The sequence below is a fragment of the Agreia pratensis genome (assembly GCF_900177685.1).
GTDB lineage: Bacteria > Actinomycetota > Actinomycetes > Actinomycetales > Microbacteriaceae > Agreia > Agreia pratensis.
Genome location: NZ_FXAY01000003.1, coordinates 194433 through 212831 on the forward strand (window position 1 = coordinate 194433; position 18399 = coordinate 212831).

18 protein-coding genes are annotated in these 18399 nt (G+C 65.4%); 15 read left to right on the forward strand and 3 right to left on the reverse strand.

The window, feature by feature from the left end; all coding sequences use genetic code 11:
* From B9Y86_RS10490 to rbfA, 14 genes are all read left to right on the forward strand, one after another.
* Positions 1-669 carry a response regulator gene (locus B9Y86_RS10490; RefSeq protein WP_085486330.1) on the forward strand — a complete coding sequence of 223 codons (669 nt, stop codon included), beginning with the start codon at positions 1-3 and terminating at the stop codon, positions 667-669.
* 46 nt (positions 670-715) lie between these two features.
* Positions 716-1876, forward strand: coding sequence for a flavodoxin-dependent (E)-4-hydroxy-3-methylbut-2-enyl-diphosphate synthase (gene ispG / locus B9Y86_RS10495; protein WP_176223335.1), 1161 nt, complete (start codon positions 716-718; stop codon positions 1874-1876).
* Complete coding sequence (locus tag B9Y86_RS10500; RefSeq protein WP_085485754.1) at positions 1873-2868, forward strand: AAA family ATPase; 996 nt, start codon at positions 1873-1875, stop codon at positions 2866-2868. Before ispG ends, B9Y86_RS10500 begins: the two co-directional genes overlap by 4 nt.
* A 5-nt stretch (positions 2869-2873) precedes the next feature.
* Complete coding sequence (locus tag B9Y86_RS10505; RefSeq protein WP_085485756.1) at positions 2874-3743, forward strand: DUF58 domain-containing protein; 870 nt, start codon at positions 2874-2876, stop codon at positions 3741-3743.
* Positions 3736-4194 carry a hypothetical protein gene (locus B9Y86_RS10510; RefSeq protein WP_085485758.1) on the forward strand — a complete coding sequence of 153 codons (459 nt, stop codon included), beginning with the start codon at positions 3736-3738 and terminating at the stop codon, positions 4192-4194. The genes B9Y86_RS10505 and B9Y86_RS10510 overlap by 8 nt, the downstream gene beginning before the upstream one ends.
* On the forward strand, positions 4185-5165 hold the full coding sequence (locus B9Y86_RS10515; RefSeq protein WP_085485760.1) for a vWA domain-containing protein: 981 nt from the start codon (positions 4185-4187) through the stop codon (positions 5163-5165). Before B9Y86_RS10510 ends, B9Y86_RS10515 begins: the two co-directional genes overlap by 10 nt.
* A complete protein-coding gene (locus tag B9Y86_RS10520; protein WP_176223336.1) occupies positions 5162-6169 on the forward strand; it encodes a vWA domain-containing protein in 1008 nt (335 codons plus the stop codon). The genes B9Y86_RS10515 and B9Y86_RS10520 overlap by 4 nt, the downstream gene beginning before the upstream one ends.
* Positions 6166-6876, forward strand: a complete 711-nt coding sequence (locus B9Y86_RS10525; RefSeq protein WP_139824860.1) for a hypothetical protein — start codon at positions 6166-6168, stop codon at positions 6874-6876. Before B9Y86_RS10520 ends, B9Y86_RS10525 begins: the two co-directional genes overlap by 4 nt.
* A 232-nt stretch (positions 6877-7108) precedes the next feature.
* The gene (locus tag B9Y86_RS10535; RefSeq protein WP_085485769.1) at positions 7109-8248 is read left to right on the forward strand and encodes an LCP family protein; all 1140 of its coding nucleotides are present in this window, start codon (positions 7109-7111) and stop codon (positions 8246-8248) included.
* A 45-nt stretch (positions 8249-8293) separates the two neighbouring features.
* Complete coding sequence (locus B9Y86_RS10540; RefSeq protein WP_085486334.1) at positions 8294-10057, forward strand: proline--tRNA ligase; 1764 nt, start codon at positions 8294-8296, stop codon at positions 10055-10057.
* A gap of 111 nt (positions 10058-10168) precedes the next feature.
* Complete coding sequence (nusA, locus tag B9Y86_RS10545; protein ID WP_055780868.1) at positions 10169-11188, forward strand: transcription termination factor NusA; 1020 nt, start codon at positions 10169-10171, stop codon at positions 11186-11188.
* Positions 11189-11228: 40 nt separating this feature from the next.
* On the forward strand, positions 11229-11546 hold the full coding sequence (locus B9Y86_RS10550) for a YlxR family protein (RefSeq protein WP_078713491.1): 318 nt from the start codon (positions 11229-11231) through the stop codon (positions 11544-11546).
* A gap of 90 nt (positions 11547-11636) precedes the next feature.
* A complete protein-coding gene (infB, locus tag B9Y86_RS10555) occupies positions 11637-14444 on the forward strand; it encodes a translation initiation factor IF-2 (RefSeq protein ID WP_085485771.1) in 2808 nt (935 codons plus the stop codon).
* A gap of 45 nt (positions 14445-14489) precedes the next feature.
* Complete coding sequence (gene rbfA, locus B9Y86_RS10560) at positions 14490-14981, forward strand: 30S ribosome-binding factor RbfA (RefSeq protein ID WP_085485773.1); 492 nt, start codon at positions 14490-14492, stop codon at positions 14979-14981.
* Between the two features lie 9 nt (positions 14982-14990).
* Here the strand turns inward: rbfA and B9Y86_RS10565 are convergent, their stop codons facing one another.
* From B9Y86_RS10565 to B9Y86_RS10575, 3 genes are read right to left on the reverse strand one after another with little or no spacing between them, the layout of a single operon-like run.
* Positions 14991-15992: a ketopantoate reductase family protein gene (locus tag B9Y86_RS10565; protein ID WP_085485775.1), complete on the reverse strand. Its 1002-nt coding sequence runs from the start codon at positions 15990-15992 to the stop codon at positions 14991-14993.
* Positions 15993-16023: 31 nt separating this feature from the next.
* Positions 16024-16674: a hypothetical protein gene (locus B9Y86_RS10570; RefSeq protein WP_085485777.1), complete on the reverse strand. Its 651-nt coding sequence runs from the start codon at positions 16672-16674 to the stop codon at positions 16024-16026.
* A 50-nt stretch (positions 16675-16724) separates the two neighbouring features.
* On the reverse strand, positions 16725-17645 hold the full coding sequence (locus tag B9Y86_RS10575) for an HhH-GPD family protein (RefSeq protein ID WP_085485779.1): 921 nt from the start codon (positions 17643-17645) through the stop codon (positions 16725-16727).
* Between the two features lie 69 nt (positions 17646-17714).
* Between B9Y86_RS10575 and B9Y86_RS10580 the strand changes: the two genes are divergently transcribed.
* Entirely contained in the window at positions 17715-18362 is a 648-nt protein-coding gene (locus B9Y86_RS10580) for a GNAT family N-acetyltransferase (protein ID WP_217809194.1), read from the forward strand.
* The last annotated feature ends 37 nt before the right edge of the window (positions 18363-18399 follow it).

Genomic DNA, 18399 nt, shown 5'->3' on the forward strand with positions numbered 1-18399 from the left:
ATGATCCGAGTGGTGATCGCCGACGATCAACAGCTCATCCGGGCAGGGTTCACGGCGCTCCTCGCCAGCGAGCCCGACATCGACGTCGTCGGGCAGGCCGCGAGTGGTACCGAAGCCGTGGCTCTCGTGGGCCGGCTGCATCCCGATGTCGTGCTGATGGACATCCGGATGCCCGACGGCGACGGCATCTGGGCGACCCGACAGATCGTGGCCGACCCGCAGAACTCTGCAACGCACATCGTGATCGTCACCACCTTCGAGCTCGATGACTATGTCATCGACGCCATTCGCGCCGGTGCATCAGGTTTTCTCGTGAAGGACACCGAGCCTGTCGAGCTCATCAGGGCCGTACGCGTCGCCGCTGTCGGTGACGCGCTGCTTTCTCCGGGGGTGACGAGAAGGCTCCTCGGGCGGGTGGCCGGAGGACTGTCGGCACTTGTCGATACGGAGACGCTGGCGGTGCTGACCGACCGGGAACGCGAAGTGCTCGCTCTTGTCGGCCATGGCCTGACCAACGAAGAGATCGCGTCGAAGCTGTTTCTCAGTCCGCTGACGGCCAAGACGCACGTGTCGAGGATCATGCAGAAACTCGGTGCGAGAGACCGGGTGCAATTGGTCGTCACCGCCTACGAGACCCACCTGGTGCGAACGGGCTGGAACGAGGATTAGCGTGGCACCGGCCTCGCCTGTCCGGTCGACGCCTACACTGGGAGATGTGGCTGCTATCAATCTGGGAATGCCGAAAGTGCCTGAAACCCTCGCACCTCGGCGCAAGTCCCGTCAGATCAAAGTCGGCAAAGTGCTCGTTGGCGGTGACGCTCCCGTCAGCGTCCAGTCGATGACGACGACCCCGACTCCGAACATCAACGCGACTCTCCAGCAGATCGCCGAGCTCACAGCATCCGGATGCGACATCGTGCGTGTCGCCGTGCCGAGCCGAGACGACGCAGAGGCTCTGCCGATCATCGCGAAGAAGAGCCAGATCCCGGTCATCGCCGACATCCACTTCCAGCCGAACTACGTGTACGCGGCGATCGACGCGGGCTGTGCTGCCGTGCGGGTCAACCCCGGCAACATCCGCAAGTTCGATGATCAGGTCGGCAAGATCGCGGCGGCGGCCAAGGCTGCCGATGTCTCGATCCGCATCGGTGTGAACGCGGGCTCGCTCGAACCCTCGATTCTGCAGAAATACGGAAAGGCCACGCCGGAGGCACTCGTCGAGAGCGCCGTCTGGGAGGCGAGCCTGTTCGAGGAGCACGACTTTCACGACTTCAAGATCTCGGTCAAGCACAATGACCCGGTCATCATGGTCAAGGCATACCGCCTGCTCGCCGAACGCGGCGACTGGCCGCTGCACCTCGGAGTCACCGAGGCTGGTCCCGAGTTCCAGGGCACGATCAAGAGCGCCACGGCATTCGGCATCCTGCTCGGCGAGGGCATCGGCGACACGATCAGAGTGTCGCTCTCGGCCCCTCCTGCCCAGGAGATCAAGGTGGGCCTGCAGATCCTGCAGTCGCTCAACCTGCGTGAGCGCAAGCTCGAGATCGTCTCGTGCCCGAGCTGCGGTCGCGCGCAGGTCGACGTCTACAAGCTCGCCAACGACGTCACCGACGGCCTCGAAGGCATGACCGTGCCGCTGCGCGTCGCCGTCATGGGTTGTGTCGTCAACGGCCCGGGCGAGGCCCGCGAGGCCGACCTGGGCGTCGCATCCGGAAACGGGAAGGGCCAGATCTTCGTCAAGGGAGAGGTCATCAAGACGGTGCCCGAGGCCGAGATCGTCGCCACGCTCATCGAAGAGGCGAACCGCCTCGCCGCCGAGATGCCTGCTGCGGATACGTCGACCGGCAGCCCCGTCGTCACGGTCGGAGCCCGATGAGGTCGGAACCTCTGACCCCGCAGGAGATGGAGCGCGCGGGCACGATCGTGCACGCCATCGAGTCGTCCTACTCGGCCACCGTCGTGGGTCAGGTCACTCTTCGTCGCGCACTGCTGGTGGCGCTCGTCGCCGGAGGCCACGTGCTCCTCGAGAGCGTTCCGGGGCTCGCCAAGACGACCGCGGCGACCACGCTCGCCCGAGCCATCCACGCGCAGTTCACGCGCATCCAATGCACCCCCGATCTGCTGCCCAGCGACATCACGGGCACCCAGGTGTATGACGCCAGAACGAGCACCTTCGAAACTCAGCTGGGCCCCGTGCACTCGAATTTCGTGCTGCTCGACGAGGTCAACCGTTCCAGCGCGAAGACCCAGAGCGCGATGCTCGAGGCAATGCAGGAGCGCCAGACGACGATCGGCGGAACCGTCTACCCGCTGCCAGAGCCTTTCCTGGTGATGGCGACGCAGAATCCCATCGAGCAGGAAGGCACGTACCAGCTGCCCGAGGCACAGATGGACAGGTTCTTGCTGAAGGAGATCATCGACTACCCGACGATCGAGGAGGAGCTCGAGGTGCTGCGACGCCTCGATGCCGGAGTCTTCGACGCATCGAGCCAGCACGAGGGCACGGTCTCGCTCGACGACGTGCGCTTCTTGCAGCAGGCCGCGTCGCGGGTCTACGTCGACGACGCGATCCGCAACTACATCGTGTCGATCGTTTATGTGACCCGCAATCCGCTGAATTACATCGGCGAAGAACTGGCCGGCTACGTCGAGTACGGTGCGAGCCCCCGCGGCACCATCGCCTTCATGCAGGCCGCGCGGGCGTTGGCACTTCTGTCGGGTCGCGCCCATGTCGTGCCCGATGACGTCAAGGCGATTAGGCACGCGGTTCTGCGGCACCGGGTCATCTTGAACTTCGACGCCGACGCCGAGGGCGTGCGCCCCGAAGCCGTCATCGATGCGATCTTCGCGTCGGTCCAGACGCCCTGAGCGCTATGGACAGCCTTCTCGTGCGGATCAAGTCGCGGATGTTCATCCACGCGCATCGAAAGGCGTTGCATCTGCTCGACGGTGAGTACGGGTCGCTCGTCACCGGTCGGAGCATGGACTTCGAGGACTTGCGCAGCTATGTCGCGGGCGACGAGGTGCGGGACATCGACTGGAAGGCCACCGCGCGTCACGGAGCGACTCTGGTCAGACGGTATACGGCTTTGCGGCGGCAAACGGTGTACTTCGTTCTCGATACGGGTCGCAATATGGCGGCGCGAGCAGCCGACGGAGAACGAAAGAGCGAGGTCGCACTCGCTGTCGTCGGGGTGCTCGGCTATCTCGCGGTGCGCCACGGTGACGAGGTCGCGCTGCTCTCCGGCGACGCCGAACGCACGATCCGTCTTCCTGCCCGATCGAGCGAAGATCACCTCGAACGGGTTCTCCGATCAATCGACGCGGCGCACAGTCTCGATTCGCCGCAGAGTGACCTCGAGCGCACCCTGCGGCTCGTGGCCCGCACCGTGCGGAGGCGTGCGATCGTCGTGGTCGTGACCGACGATGCGACCCTCGGAGCGGAACAGACGAGACTGGTTCGCCGACTCCGCGCCCAGCACGAGCTCGTCTGGGTGACCGTTGGTGACATCGATCCGTTACGGTTCGCGGGCGCCACGGCGGTCGACGATGGATGGCAGATTCCCGAGGCGCTCCGCACCGACCGGCGACTCACCGCAGAGCTCACGCGTTCGATCGACGAGGAGATCCTCGACCGCCAGACGACGTTCGACGACCTCGGGGTATCGCACAGGCGCGTGGGGCGTGTCGACGACGTCGTGCCGTCACTTCTGCACCTGCTGAAGGCCAGGTCGCGTGCCTGATACAGAACTCATTCCTCCGATCGGCTACGGCAGCTCCTGGCTCGTCATCGGCATCGCGCTCATCGTGGTCGTCATCGCGACAATCCTGGTGATTCTTCTTGTGCGCGCACGCAAGCGCTCGTCGTCTCAGCCGCTGCCGCCCGGCGGGCTTGCAGGACTCCGCGCCGAATACCACGCGCGGATCACCGAGATCGAGGCCGAGTTCGCCGCCGGCGGGCTCTCGGCCCGCTCCGCCCATCACCGCCTCAGCGCCGTCGTACGTCAGTATGCGCGCGCCGTCAGCGGGGTCGACGCGCCGGTGATGACATTGACTGAGCTGCAGTCCTCCCCGCTGCCTACGGTGACGGCAGCGATCGCCGAGTACTATCCGGCGTCGTTCGAGTCCGCCGATCGCAGCGAGATCTCGTCGGCCGTGGTCAGGGCGAGGCAGGTGATCGAATCGTGGGGCTAGCCAACCCGTGGATCCTGCTCGGCCTGGTGCCGGTCGTCGTCGCCGTGATCGTGGTGCCGCGGCTTCGTCGTCGACGACAGCGGTCGGATGCCGATGTTCCGGTCGCTCACACAGGGCGCCTCACGAGGCTCCCGGGCTTCGTGGCAGCCGTGTCGAGGATGCGCGGACTCAGTATCGTGACGCTCGTCGTCGTGTCGCTGTTCATCGCGACGGCTGCTCTGCTCGCTGCTCGACCGATCACAACCTCTACCGAGAAGCCGGCGAAATTCACCCGCGACGTGGTCCTGTGTCTCGACGTCTCGGGCTCGATGACGGATGTCGACATCGACGTTCTCGAACGATTCAAGGAACTCTCCGAGGGATTCGAGGGCGAGCGGCTCGCGCTCGTCATCTTCAACTCGTCCGCAGCCCAGGTCTTTCCCCTCACCGACGACTACGACTACATCGCCCAGCAACTCGAGTCCGTGCGCTCGAGTCTCGACGGCACGGGGGAGTTCGGTGATGCGTTCGGTGGGACTCTAACGGGGGAGGGCGCGTCACTCATCGGCGACGGCCTCGCATCGTGCGTGCTCACCTTCGACAGGACAGACGAGAAGCGATCGCGTTCAGTCGTGCTGGCGACGGACAACGACATCAACGGAACGCCGATCATGACCCTCGACGAGGCTGGCGCATTCGCGAAATCTCGCGACGTGCGGGTCTACGGGATCGACCCGAGCGTGACCAGTCCCGGTGCATCCGAGGACTCGGCGGAATTTCAGCGTGTCGCAGATTCCACCGGCGGCGACTACTTCGTGCTCGAGTCGGCCGACACGGTTCCGACGATCGTCGACGGCATCGAGGCGACGGAAGCCGCGTTGGTCGATGACGAACCGAAACTGATCGTCTCCGACCAGCCCACCCCCCTGGTCGTGCTCTCTCTCGTGCTTCTCGCTAGCCTGCTCGTTCTCGCTTGGAGGGCCAGGCTGTGAGATTCTTCCCCGTTCTGCCACTGCCCGTGCTCATCGCAGTCTTCACTGTGCTGGCGGCGTTCGTGATCTGGCAGCTGATTCTGCGCGAGAACCGTCCGCGTCTGCTGTCGTGGTCGCTGCGCGCAGCGATCGTGGTCGTGCTCTTACTCGTCGCCCTCCGGCCAGGAGTTCCCGGGGCCGCGGGCGAAAAGGCGACGACGGATGTCGACGTCTTCTTCGTGGTCGACACCACCACGAGCATCATCGCCGAAGACTTCGATGGTTCCGACCCGAGACTCGACGGTGTGAAGAGCGACATCGTCGACCTGGTCGCGGCGTATCCGGGTGCGAAGTTCGCCCTGATGTCCTTCGACAGCTCCGCCGTGCTTCGTGTGCCTCTCACCTCTGATGCCACGGCGGTCTCCAACGCGGCAGATGTCCTGGCGCCCGAGATCACGCTCTACTCGAACGGCAGCAGCATCACCCAGGCGAAGGACCTCCTCGCCTCGACGCTGCAGCGAGCGCAGGATGCAGAGCCGGATCGTTCGCGCGTCGTGTACTACTTCGGCGATGGTGAGCAGACCTCGTCGGCGCCCGTCGAGAGCTTCGACGAATCCGCACCGCTCGTCAGCGCGGGTTTCGTCTTCGGCTACGGCACCGAGGCCGGAGGCCAGATGCGGGTGCAGACGGGGTACTACGACGATGACAAGACCGATGACGGCTATGTAAAAGATGACACGGGTTCGCCCGCTCGCTCGGTGATCGACGAGAAGAATCTCCGCACGATCGCAGACCAACTGGGTGTGGAGTATGTGCACCGGACCTCTCCCGGCGACGCGCCCGTAGCCGATGTCGGCTCGTCTCCCAATCTCGCCACATCGAACGAGTCGTCGGGTGGAACGACCGAGCTGTACTGGATCCCGGCCGCAGCGCTCGTGCTGCTGCTCGCCCTCGAAGCCATTCTGGTCGTGCGTCGTCTCCGCGAACTCCGCGCGGCGTCCATTCGGCATGGGAGTGGGGAATGATGCGCCGTCGCACGAAAGCAGGTCTCGTCGCCCTGGCGCCGACCGTGCTCGCGACGGTCGTCGCGGTCAAGTTGATCGGGCTCGCGATCGTATCCGGCCAGGTCTCTGCCGCGTACGAGCGCGAGGACTTCGAGTCAGCCACATCGCTGGCAAGATGGCTCACCGTCGTCAACGTGATAGACCCGTGGAAGGCGCACTTCGCTGTCGGTGACGGACTCGCAGCCCAGGGGCTCGATGCGGATGCGCAGCTCGAGTTCGAGCGCTCGCTCGGCTTGGCATCCCCTGCAGACCAGTGCCCCGTGCGCGTCAATCTGTCGCTGGTCCTCGAGCGCCAGGGCGACGCGGTCATCGCCGCCGATCCGACGAAAAACGATGAGGCGTCCACGTTCTACGACCAGGCGCTCGACGTGATCGACAAGGCCGATGAGTCATGTCGGCAGCCGCCGCAGAATGGATCGGACGGCACCGATGACGATCTCTCCGACTCGGAGAAGCGAGTGACCGAGAAGAAAGAGGCGCTTGCCGAGCAACCCCCCGAAGACCAGGGTGACAAGAGCGACGATCAGCCGAAGCCGGATGATTCGCCGAGCGATGCGACGGTCGACCAGCTCGAGCAGAAGCTCCGTGACGCGGGTCAGGATCGTAGCGACCAGCAGACGGCTGAGCGCACTCCGGCCGATCCGGACTATGTCGACAAGCCCTGGTGACGTGGGCGCTCAGCAGAATCCGCGCGAGAACACAGCAAATTCCGAAGTTCTCTCGCTAGTTTCGTGAACCTTGCCGAAACCCTTTCGGGTCAGACAAAGGAATTCGATTCTCATCAGCTCGTTACGTACATCCTCCATCGCACCGCGACACGGCCGCCTCGGTAATCGCTCGGGAATCTGGGCGGTCATCCGGATCGTCGCGATCACGGCCACCGTCGCGGTCGTGAGCACCATGTCGATCGTCGCGATCGCCGTCAATGGACTCGCATCCACCGTGCAGGCGAATACCGTCGCGCTGAGCAACGAAACCGACGTGCCACAGCTCGTCGATGTGGGGGCCATCGAAGGCGGCGTCAACGTTCTCATCGTCGGCAGCGACACGCGCATCAATCAGATCTCGACTGAGGGCGACGACACCGAGGGTGCCCGTAACGACGTCACCATGCTCCTGCACATCAGTCAGGATCATCAGAACGTCAGCGTCATCAGCTTTCCGCGCGACACGATGGTCGACATGGCGAAGTGCACCGATCCCGACACGGGGGAGGTCTACGGCGCGACGTCGTACCAGCAGCTCAACACGGCTCTCGGTCGTGGCGGACAGCGTGGTGGCCTCGGTTGTGTCGTCGCGACCGTCGAGCAGATGACGGGCCTCAAGATTCCCTACGCCGGCGTCATCTCGTTCGATGGTGTCGCCGCCATGACGTCGGTGATCGGTGGTGTCGACGTCTGCATCTCGAAGCCGATCGACGATCCGTACAGCAACCTCCACCTGGCTGCGGGCAACCAGACACTGTCGGGTGAAGACGCCCTTGCATTCCTCCGCACGAGAGAGGGCGTCGGCGACGGCAGCGACCTGGCGCGCATCAGTTCGCAGCAGGTCTATCTATCCGCCCTCGTTCGCAAGATGCTCTCCGACGGCACCCTCAGCAACCCGGTCACGCTCTACGGTCTCGCAAACGCGGCCCTCAGCAACATGTTCCTGTCGACGGAACTCGGCAAGGTCGATTCGATGGTCTCGATCGCGAAGGCGCTGCAGGGCGTGCAGCTCGACAAGGTCGCGTTCCTGCGCTACCCGGTCAGCGGCGATCCCGACGATCCGAACCGCGTGGTCGTGAACGAGGCAGACTCGACGATCCTCAATGCGGCGTTGGCAGCCGACACCCCGCTCGACCTCAGCCAGGTGGGCACGGCAGACTCTGCGACCGCTGCCGATGGCACCGGTGACGCACCGCCGGCCAGCGATCCGGCCACCGCGACTCCGGCAGATCCCGCCGCAACGCCGGCTCCGGATGCGGGCGGCGCCACGGTTCTGCCCGACTCGTTCACCGGCCAGACGGCCGCGAAGGTCACATGCTCGGTCGGCAACTGACCTCTCTGTCGGGTTGACGGCGCTTCGATCAATAGACTGGTGAGCGTGTCAGTTCGCCTCAGCAACTATTTCCTCCGTACCCTCCGCGAAGATCCCTCCGATGCAGAGGTGGCGAGCCATCGCCTCTTGGTGCGCGGCGGCTATATCCGCCGGCAGGCTCCCGGTATCTTCGCGTGGCTGCCGATCGGCCTCCGCGTCAAGGCCCGAATCGAGAACATCATCCGCGAGGAGATGACTGCCGCGGGCGCACACGAAGTGCATTTTCCGGCGCTGCTGCCCAAGGAGCCCTACGAGGTCACGGGCCGCTACACCGAGTACGGCGACGGCATGTTCCGACTCAGCGACCGGCACGAGGCCGACTACGTTCTGGCACCGACGCACGAAGAGGTCTTCACTCTTTTGGTCAAAGACCTGGTGAACAGCTACAAGGATCTGCCCCTGTCGATCTATCAGATCCAGGACAAATACCGCGATGAGGCACGCCCCCGTGCCGGTCTGCTGCGCGGGCGCGAGTTCACGATGAAAGACGCGTACTCGTTCGATGTCACCGACGAGGGGCTCGAGGCCTCGTACCAGGCTCAGCGTGCGGCGTACGAGCGCATCTTCACACGGCTCGGACTCGAGTACGTGATCGTCAAGGCCGATGCCGGAGCAATGGGCGGCTCGAAGAGTGAGGAGTTCCTCCATCCCACTCCCATCGGCGAAGACACCTTTGTGCGCAGCGCCGGGGGATACGCGGCGAACGTCGAAGCCTTCACGACCACGACGCCCGCACCGCGCTCATACGAGGGGCTCACGCCGCCCGATGTGCATGACACCCCCGATACACCCACGATCCAGACGCTGGTCGACCTGGCCAACACGAACCACCCCCGACCCGACGGTCGCTCGTGGAGCGCAGCCGACACGCTGAAGAACGTCGTTCTGGCGCTTCGACACCTCGACGGCAGCCGCGAGCTTGTCGTCATCGGTCTTCCTGGCGATCGCGAGGTCGATCTGAAGCGTGCCGAGGTCGCCTTCGCGCCGGCCGAAGTCGAGGCCGCGATCGAGAAAGACTTCGTCGCCAATCCCGGACTCGTAAAGGGCTACATCGGACCGTGGTCTGCTGACGGGGCCGTTCTCGGAACGACCGGCTCCACAGGCATCCGCTACCTGCTCGACCCGCGCGTCTCCGACGGCAGCGGCTGGATCACGGGATCGAACCAGCACGGACGCCATGTGTTCGGGCTCGTGGCCGGGCGCGATTTCTCCGCCGATGGAACCGTCGAGGTCGCTCAAGTACTCGCCGGCGATGAGGCACCCGATGGCTCCGGGCCCGTCGAGCTCGCCCGTGGCATGGAGATCGGTCACGTCTTCCAGCTCGGTCGCAAGTACGCCGAGGCTCTCGGGCTGAAGGTGCAAGACGAGAACGGCAAGCTCGCTACGGTCACCATGGGCTCGTACGGCATCGGCGTCACACGTATCCTCGCGATCATCGCCGAGCTCAACAACGACGACAAGGGTCTCATCTGGCCCAAAGCGGTGGCCCCGTTCGACGTGCACGTCGTGGCCACGGGTCGAGACGCCGCCGTCTACGAGACGGCCGAGACGATCGTCGAGGCCATCGAGGCATCCGGGCTCGAGGTGCTCTTCGACGACCGGCCCAAAGTGTCGCCCGGCGTCAAGTTCGGCGACGCCGAACTGCTCGGCGTGCCCACGATCGTGATCGTCGGTCGCGGCGCCGTCGATGGCGTGGTCGAACTCTGGGATCGCGCATCCGGAGAACGTGTCGAGGTGCCCATCACGGAGCTCGTGCCTCGCCTGCGCTGATTTGCGTGTGCGGTACCGCGGAGCCCGTCCGTCGGGTAAATTGGTCTGTTGGACCTGACGCCATCCGCGTCGGGGGACCACGAACTTAATACAGAAGAAGGAGGCCGGGTTATGGACATCGACCTCAGCGTGCTCAGGCTCTTGGAGCGCGAGCGGGAGATCCCGTTCGACGAACTGGTAGAGATCATCGAACAGGCGATCCTGACCGCCTACATCAAGCACACGACGCCGGTCCTGCCGGTCGACGCGCCGAAAGACACGCCGGCGCCCGTGGCTCCGAACGCACGCGTGCACCTCGACCGCAAGAGCGGCCACGTGAGCATCTACGTGCCCGAGCTCGACGACGACGGTGCTGTGATCGGCGAGAGCGAAGACAGCCCGAGCGACTTCGGTCGGATCGGTGCGTTTGCGGCCAAGCAGGTCATCAACCAGCGTCTTCGCGACATTGCGGATGACGCTGTTCTCGGTGAGTTCAAGGGTCGTGAGGGCGACATCGTCGCCGGAATCATCCAGCAGGGACCGAACCCCCGCATGATTCACGTCGACCTCGGAACGATCGAGGCCATCCTCCCTCCCGAGGAGCAGGTTCCAGGTGAGGACTACTCGCACGGCTCGCGCATCCGCGTCTACGTCACGAGCGTGTCGAAGGGAACCAAGGGTCCTTCGATCACGGTCTCCCGAACGCATCCCTCACTCGTTCGCAAGTTGTTCGCGCTGGAGGTGCCGGAGATCGCATCGGGCGCCGTCGAGATCGTCTCGCTTGCCCGAGAGGCCGGCCACCGCACCAAGATCGCCGTGCGCGCCACGGAACCCGGAATCAACGCCAAGGGCGCCTGCATCGGCGAACTGGGGCAGCGGGTTCGCGCTGTCACGAGCGAGCTGGGCAACGAGAAGATCGACATCGTCGACTTCTCGACCGATCTGCCCACCTTCGTCGCGAACGCGTTGTCACCGGCCAAGGTATCGAGCGCCTTCGTCATCGACGAGTCGCTGAAGGCTGTGCGCGCACTCGTTCCCGATTATCAGCTGTCGCTGGCCATCGGCAAAGAGGGGCAGAACGCCCGTCTCGCCGCAAAGCTCACCGGCGCCAAGATCGACATCCAGCCCGATTCGGTGATGGACGAAGCCTGACGCCGCGTCACCACGGGGATCGATTCGGCGGAGGTGTAGTATGGAACCCGTAAGAACGTGCGTCGGTTGCCGCGCGCGCGCCGATCGATCCTCACTTCTGAGGGTCGTCGCCCGGATTCCAGTCGTGGTCGTCGATGAGACGGCCGTTCTGCCCGGTCGGGGCGCGTGGGTGCATCCCCGCATCGAGTGCGTCGAGAAGGCGCAGGCACGCAAGGCTTTCGGCCGGGCGTTGCGCATCAAGACCGCACTCGACACGTCCTCCGTTCTCGCTTTTCTTGAGCGGCAGGCGACTCATCCATCAATCCGCAGACATTCAGTTTCTAAAGAACAGGCTGAAACGTACATCGTGACCAACTAATGAGTGACAACTAATGAGCGGCTCCAAATGAGCCCCGCGCACAACTAATGGTCTGCCCCTGTTTGGGAGCGGATCCCAGACAGGAGAATTGTGGCTGCAAAACCACGCGTACACGAAGTCGCCGCCGAACTCGGCGTCGACAGCAAGATCGCCCTCGCGAAACTGAAAGAAATGGGTCAGTTCGTCAAGGGCCCCTCATCGAGCATCGAGCCGCCCGTCGCCCGTCGCCTGAAGGAAGCCCTTCTCGCTGACGGTGCCGGAACCGCGGCTGCGGCACCCGCCCCGGCCAAGGCCGCACCCTCGCCCGCCCGCCCCGGTGGAGCTCGGACCACGGCGACCCCCGGTCCCGCTCGTCCTGCTGCGCCCGCGGCACCCACCCCCGCGGCACCCGCCGCTCCCGTCGTTGAGACCCCGACGCCCGCTGCTGCACCTGCTGCGCCGGCTGAGGCTCCCGCGGCAACCCCGACGCCTGCCGTCGAGACGAACCAGCCCGCGGCCCCCGTGTCGACAGGCGAGACCGCTCCTGCGGGCGGCGCGCCTCGTCCTGGCGCTCCGCGTCCGGGCAACAACCCGTTCGCCAGCCAGCAGGGTATGCAGCGTCCTGGCGCTCCGCGTCCGGGTAACAACCCGTTCGCCAGCCAGCAGGGTATGGGTACCACTCCCGCACCTCGCGCGGGCACCGGCGGAGGCTCGACGGGCGCGATTCCACGTCCGGCTGCGCCTCGTCCCGGCGCTCCTCGCCCGGGCGCTCCTCGTCCCGGCGGCGCAGGCCAGGGCGCACGTCCCGGCGGATTCGGCCAGCGTCCCGCAGGCGCCGGCGGCGGATTCCGCCCCGGTGGAGCGGGCGGTGCTCGCCCGGCGGGCGGCGGTTTCCAGCGCCCCGGCGGAGCTCCCGGCGCAACGCCCGGTTTCGGCGCGCCTCGCCCCGCGGGCGGTGGCGGCCGTGGTCGTGGCCCCGGCGGAGGAACGGCTGGAGCATTCGGTCGTGGAGGCGGTCGTGCCAAGGCACGTAAGTCGAAGCGCACGAAGCGGGCAGAATTCGAGCTGCGGGAAGCCCCGTCGCTCGGAGGCGTCAGCGTTCCCCGTGGCGACGGCTCGACCGTGGTGCGGCTGCGTCGCGGCGCATCCATCACCGACTTCGCAGACAAGATCGACGCGAGCCCCGGAAACCTGGTCACGGTGCTGTTCCACCTCGGTGAGATGGCGACGGCGACCGAGTCCCTCGACGAGGCGACCTTCGACATCCTGGGCGAAGAGCTCGGCTACAAGATCCAGATGGTCTCTCCGGAGGACGAGGATCGCGAGCTGCTGAGCGGCTTCGACATCGACATCGACCAGGAGCTCGAAGACGAAACCGACGAGGTTCTCGAGATCCGTCCGCCGGTCGTCACCGTCATGGGTCACGTCGACCACGGTAAGACGAGACTCCTCGACGCGATCCGCAGCGCCAACGTCGTTGCGGGCGAAGCCGGTGGCATCACACAGCACATCGGTGCCTACCAGGTCTCGGCCGAGCACGAGGGCATCGAGCGCAAGATCACCTTCATCGACACACCGGGTCACGAGGCGTTCACCGCCATGCGCGCCCGTGGTGCGCAGGTCACCGACATCGCCATCCTGGTGGTCGCGGCCGACGACGGCATCATGCCGCAGACGGTCGAGGCCCTCAACCACGCCCAGGCGGCCAACGTGCCGATCGTGGTCGCGGTGAACAAGGTCGACAAGGTCGGGGCAAACCCCGCCAAGGTGCGCCAGCAGCTCACCGAATTCGGCCTCGTCGCCGAAGAGTACGGCGGAGACGTCATGTTCGTCGACGTGTCAGCGCTCAACAACATCGGTATCAAGGAACTCCTCGACGCCGTGCTGCTGACTGCCGATGCCGGTCTCGACATGCGCGCCAACCCGAACAAGGATGCCCGTGGCGTCGCGATCGAAGCGAAGCTCGACAAGGGCCGTGGTGCTGTTGCAACCGTGCTGATCCAGTCGGGAACCCTGCGCGTCGGAGACCCGATCGTCGCCGGAACCGCGTATGGAAAAGTACGGGCCATGCACGATGAGGATGGAAACATCGTCACCGAGGCAACGCCCGCCCGCCCCGTGCAGGTGCAGGGACTCTCGACGGTGCCTCGCGCCGGCGACACCTTCCTGGTCACCGAAGACGACCGCACTGCCCGGCAGATCGCCGAGAAGCGCGAAGCCGTCGAGCGCAACGCGCTGCTGGCCAAGAGCCGCAAGCGCATCTCGCTCGAGGACTTCACCCGTGCACTCGAAGAGGGCAAGGTCGAGTCGCTCAACCTCATCATCAAGGGTGACGTCTCCGGTGCCGTCGAGGCGCTCGAGGAGTCGCTGCTCAAGATCGAGGTCGACGATTCGGTGCAGCTGCGCATCATCCACCGCGGTGTGGGCGCCGTCACCGAGTCGGACGTCAACCTGGCAACGGTCGACAACGCGATCATCATCGGGTTCAACGTGCGTCCCGACACGAAGGCGCGCGAGCGTGCCGCTCGTGAGGGTGTCGACGTGCGCTTCTACTCGGTCATCTACTCCGCGCTCGAAGACATCGAGAACTCGCTCAAGGGCATGCTCAAGCCCGAGTTCGAAGAGGTCCAGTCGGGTGTGGCGGAGATCCGCGAGGTCTTCCGTTCCTCCAAGTTCGGAAACATCGCCGGTGTCATCGTGCGCTCGGGAACCATCACGAGAAATGCCAAGGCGCGGGTCATCCGCGACGGCGTCGTGGTCGGCGACAACCTGGCCATCGAGTCGCTGCGTCGCTTCAAGGACGACGTCACCGAGGTTCGTACGGACTTCGAAGCCGGTATCGGCCTCGGCAAGTTCAACGACATCCAGATCGGCGACGAGATCGAGACCATCGAGATGAAGGAGAAGCCGCGCGTCTAGTCCTCACGGGCCAGATCGCAGCTTCGAAAGAGAACGGAAAGCACCATGGCTGATCCCGCACGCGCCAGAAAGATGGCGGAGCGAATCCAGGTCATCGTCGCGAAGACGCTCGAGCGGGGGTTGAAAGACCCCCGCCTGGGCTTCGTCACCATCACCGACGTGAGAGTGACCGGCGACCTGCAACACGCATCGGTCTTCTACACGGTGTACGGCTCAGACGAGGAGCGCGCCAACAGCGCAGCGGCTCTGAAGAGCGCCACGGGAATGCTGCGGAGCGAGGTGGGCAAGAACATCACGGCTCGCCTCACTCCGAGCCTGGAGTTCATCCCAGACGGCATCCCCGAGAACGCACAGCTGATCGACGGCCTTCTGGTCGAAGCCCAGCAGCGAGACGCCGAGACCCTTCGGCTCGCTCGCGAGGCGAAGTACGCCGGCGACGCCGATCCGTACATCAAGCCTCGACAGGTTGGCGACGACGAGCTCGATGAGCTCGACGACGATGATGACGACGAACCGGCGGCTGCTCCTCGCCACTAGCGCGAAGCGTCAACCGATTCGTCGAAAGACAGCGGCGACTTCCTCGATCTCGAGGAAGTCGCCGCTTTTTTCTACCCTGTGCACGAGCTCGGTGAGGCATTCGTTGATCGGCGCTGTCAGTCCGGCAGCGGAAGCGGCCCGCACCACGGCGCCGTTGAGAAAGTCGATCTCTGTCGGCTGGCCGCGCCGGATGCTCTGGAGGGTGGAACCGGGGTTCGGGGTGTCACCCATTCTCGAGGCCATCACCCGCGGAAGAACACGGCCGATGGCGATCGGTGCGAGCGCGAATGCCCTCAACAGCGTCTGACCGAGGCCCTGCAGCGAGGCGAAACGAACTCCGGTCGCGAACCCGATCCGCACGGCTTCCCGCATGCTCGCCGTGACGATATGGCCGAGCACCGGATGCACGAGAGTCTCCTGAGCAGACAGACCGGTGATGGCGGGCATCGCGTTGACCTGGTTCACGATGAGCTTCGACCATTGGGCGCCGCGGAAGTCGGCGACCAACTCGGTGGGCATGGCCTCCCCGAGCACGGCCGACACCTCCGCTGCGATCTGACGGCGGGTCGGATCATCGATGCCGATGACGGTGGGGCCAGCGGCGGTCACGTCGATGAGACCCGGGTGCACGTAGCTTGCGGCGTAGACCGCGATCGCGCCGACGATGGGGGAGTCTGGCAGGAGGTCCTCGGCGACGCGCACCCCGTCGAGTCCGTTCTGCACGATGACGACGGGGATGCCCGTCAGCCATTCGGCGTTCGCCGCGATCGCGTCGGCTGCATCCTGCGCCTTGGTGCATATGAACGCCATCTCGGGCGTCGCGTCGAGTACCGCGGATGCGCGCGGCCGCGCCAGGTGCTCGCCCCAGCCCCCCGAGATACGCAGGCCGGACGAGCTGATCGTCGTCAGCTGTTCGCCCCGCGCCGTGATGGCGACATCGTGTCCCGCGCGGTCGAGGAGAGCCGTGATGGTGCCCCCGATCGCTCCTGCTCCGATCACGGCGATTCGCATAGGGCAAGCCTAGGCGCTGGGGTGTGCCGGCCTACTTCCAGACGTCGCTGACGAGCGTGTCCATCAGATCCGGAGTCGAGACGTTGGCCTGGCTCACTCGGATGAACACGCCGTCGCGGACGAGGACGGTTTCGCCGATCTCGACGTTGTACTTGGTGTCTGTCGTGAACTTCTCGCACGTCTCGGCGGAACCATCCTGAGTGCAGCTGAACCCGTCGGCCGGCAGCGACTGCAGGTATGGGGCCGAAATGGCAGGATCGACCTCACCGATCTCCACGGACATGTTCGTGATGTCGGCCTGCGGATCTCTCCACACGCATCGGAGTTCGGTGGCCGACAACATCGACTGGAGCAGAGTCGCACCGCTCGGTGCGGGGGTCGGAGAGATGGATCCGGACGGGGTGTAGTACTGGTCTCCGGGGCTTCCGACCACGGCCGGGTCGTTCAATGGCCAACTCCCGAACGTGGACGTGAAGGGCGTCGACGCGATGAGGGATGCGCAGTCGGCCGGGATCGCATATGCGGCCGGCTCGGGAGTCGGGGGCGAGGTCGGTTCTGGGCTCATCGTGGGGTGTGCCGCTGAGGGTGGCGCGGTCGTTGGCTGGCCGGTCGACTGTGCCCCCGCGCATCCGGTCAGTACGACCGCGAGAAGGGTGATCGAAATGCCGAGAAGAGCCTTCATCGTGTTATTGCCGCCTTCGTCTCATGAACTCATGGCCAGCATACGGTTGCTCACGAGGGCAGAGCGAAGCCATCGGGTGTTCGCGCAAGGAGGCCATCACGGACGAGGCCGTCGACGGCGCGCTCGAGCTGCACGCTGTCATGCCAGACCGCATCGACCGCGCCGATGGGTACGCTCTGGGCGCCCTCGCTCGCGCGGAGGAGAGCGAGCACGAGCCCCCGCACCTGACGGTCTGATCCTTCGAACTTCTTCTGCACCTTCTTGCGCGGTCCGCCCGTCGCCGGAAAGCCGGCGCGAAGCCACGCACACGAGGCGCGAATCGGGCAGATGTCGCACTCGGGTCGGCGCGCGGTGCATACGACGGCTCCGAGTTCCATGATCGCGGCGTTGAAGAGACGCGCATCGTGTTCGTCATGGGGCAGCAAACGCTCCATCGCCTCTAGATCGCGTCGCGCGCTCGGCGGACCTGCGTCGTCGCGTCCTTCGATGGAACGGGCGATGACGCGGCGGGTATTCGTGTCGACGACCGGATGCCTGTCGCCGTACGCGAAGACCGCCACAGCTCTCGACGTGTAGTCCCCGATGCCCGGGAGTTCGCGAAGCGCCGCGACATCTGACGGTACGACCCCTCCGTGTTCCTCGGTGATCGCCACGGCGCAGGCGTGCAGCCACAGAGCTCGCCGGGGATAGCCGAGTGACTGCCATGCTCGAACAGCCTCACCGGGGGAGTCTGCAGCGAGGGCTTCGGGAGTGGGCCAGCGTTCGAGCCACTCTTCGAGCCTCGGTATGACTCGCGCTACGGGCGTCTGCTGCAGCATGAACTCGCTGACGAGGATGCCCCAGGCGCCGAACTCCGGAGCGCGCCACGGGAGATCGCGCGCAGAACCCTCGAACCACTCGATGAGTGTGCGGGCATAGTCGCTCGTGGCGGTCGCTCCTGCAGAGTCAGCGGGCGGGGCGTTCGTCGTCACCGTGACAGCCTAGGCTCACTTCGCGCCACGATCGAGACGAGCCCGCGACCTTCGTGAGATGCTCGTGGCGTGATCGCTGACTACTGGCCCCTTCTTGATCTGCAGTTGATGACCGAGCGCTTGGTGCTCCGTTCGCCGAACGACGACGAGCTTGCGGCCCTCGCCGGCGTCGCCGCTCGGGGCGTGCACGCGCCCGGCGAGCGCCCCTACCTCGTGCCCTGGACGGAGGGCACGCCGATAGAGCGCGCTGTGCACGTCGCGCAGCAGCACTGGCGGCGGCGTGGCGAATGGACTCCTCAGTCCTGGGAGCTCGAGCTCGGACTTTTCTTCGATGGACAGCCCGTGGGGATGGTGGCCATGCGTGCGCAGGACTTTCGAGTGCGGCGGGAGGTGAAGACAGAGTCGTGGCTCGGAATCGACTACCACCGACGCGGGCTCGGAACCGAGGCGCGCGCGGCGCTACTGCACCTCGCCTTCGTCGAGCTCGGAGCCGAAAGCGCTGTGAGCGAGGTGTTCCAAGACAACGCCGGGTCGCAGGGTGTGTCTCGACGCCTGGGGTATAGGCACGACGGAATCTCGCGGGATCTGCGCGACGGCGACGTGATGGTCTCGGATCGCCTTCGCCTCGACCGGCGAGACTGGGACCGAGTCGACCGCCCGGATGTAGCGGTGGCTGGCCTGCTTCCCTGTCTGCCTCTCTTCGGCATCTCTCGCTGACTGAGCGTGGCGGCAAGGTCGCGACGATAGAGTCCGA

Bases quoted from the DNA above. Each gene is read 5' to 3' on its own strand.
- B9Y86_RS10550 (WP_078713491.1), top strand. From the start codon at position 11,229: ATGGAACCCGTAAGAACGTGCGTCGGTTGCCGCGCGCGCGCCGATCGA.
- B9Y86_RS10500 (WP_085485754.1), top strand. From the start codon at position 1,873: ATGAGGTCGGAACCTCTGACCCCGCAGGAGATGGAGCGCGCGGGCACG.
- B9Y86_RS10535 (WP_085485769.1), top strand. From the start codon at position 7,109: ATGTCGATCGTCGCGATCGCCGTCAATGGACTCGCATCCACCGTGCAG.
- B9Y86_RS10505 (WP_085485756.1), top strand. From the start codon at position 2,874: ATGGACAGCCTTCTCGTGCGGATCAAGTCGCGGATGTTCATCCACGCG.
- B9Y86_RS10490 (WP_085486330.1), top strand. From the start codon at position 1: ATGATCCGAGTGGTGATCGCCGACGATCAACAGCTCATCCGGGCAGGG.
- nusA (WP_055780868.1), top strand. From the start codon at position 10,169: ATGGACATCGACCTCAGCGTGCTCAGGCTCTTGGAGCGCGAGCGGGAG.
- B9Y86_RS10565 (WP_085485775.1), bottom strand. From the start codon at position 15,992: ATGCGAATCGCCGTGATCGGAGCAGGAGCGATCGGGGGCACCATCACG.
- B9Y86_RS10570 (WP_085485777.1), bottom strand. From the start codon at position 16,674: ATGAAGGCTCTTCTCGGCATTTCGATCACCCTTCTCGCGGTCGTACTG.
- B9Y86_RS10525 (WP_139824860.1), top strand. From the start codon at position 6,166: ATGATGCGCCGTCGCACGAAAGCAGGTCTCGTCGCCCTGGCGCCGACC.
- rbfA (WP_085485773.1), top strand. From the start codon at position 14,490: ATGGCTGATCCCGCACGCGCCAGAAAGATGGCGGAGCGAATCCAGGTC.